The sequence below is a fragment of the Luteimonas abyssi genome, assembly GCF_001482195.1.
Classification (GTDB): domain Bacteria; phylum Pseudomonadota; class Gammaproteobacteria; order Xanthomonadales; family Xanthomonadaceae; genus Luteimonas; species Luteimonas abyssi.
The window spans coordinates 1,170-1,884 of record NZ_KQ759764.1; the positions used below are offsets into that span (position 1 = coordinate 1,170).

Sequence of the window (715 nt, forward strand, 5' to 3'; positions counted from 1 at the left end):
ATATGGTTGTCAAGTTATTTTGATTAGATTATTGGTTATTTTGATTTGTTATGGTATTATTTATTTAATAAAAATTTTAATAAGGTGATGATTATGGGATTTATTTATTGCAATTTACGTGTTTTAATGGCAGAGAATAGATTAAATATTCAAAATGTAAAAGATAAAACCACACTTTCACGTACTACCATTTCTAACTTGTACAATAATTATGGTGCCGGAGTACAATTTGATACAATGACACAACTTTGTGATTTACTTAATTGTGATGTAGGAGACTTATTTAAATACGTAGATATAAATGTGGGGTATGAAATCATATCTAAAGATAACATTGAAACATCCGTAGATATTCACATAACCGATCCATCAGAGGGGGATGGTTTTCCATATATACATGAATTGAATGCTGTATTAACTTTGAAATCTTTGATTAACTATCAAAATAAAGAAATGGAGTTTAGTTTCTATATCGATTACAGTATGAATTTTGATGAACATAATAACATTAGTTTACTAAGTCAATATAAAACCAACTTCTTCGATAATATAAAAGAAGTAAACTTCCCTGTTTATGTTGTTGATTATTTAGAAAAAGAGCTAGACCAATTTATTTGTGATTGGTCATTAGAATACGTAGATAACATCGATGTTGAAGATATTACATAAATAATCCTTCTTATCCGTCTGACCCACGTAAAGAAGGGAATAAGTA

General features: G+C 27.7%; 1 protein-coding gene. It reads left to right on the plus strand.

Going from position 1 to position 715, the window contains the following annotated elements; all coding sequences use genetic code 11:
- The first annotated feature begins 93 nt into the window (after positions 1-93).
- Positions 94-669: a helix-turn-helix domain-containing protein gene (locus RG19_RS17420; protein WP_082672868.1), complete on the plus strand. Its 576-nt coding sequence runs from the start codon at positions 94-96 to the stop codon at positions 667-669.
- Positions 670-715 lie beyond the last annotated feature (46 nt).

What these genes read in the sequence shown, in the direction of transcription:
- RG19_RS17420 (WP_082672868.1), top strand. Translation starts at nt 94, where the DNA reads ATGGGATTTATTTATTGCAATTTACGTGTTTTAATGGCAGAGAATAGA.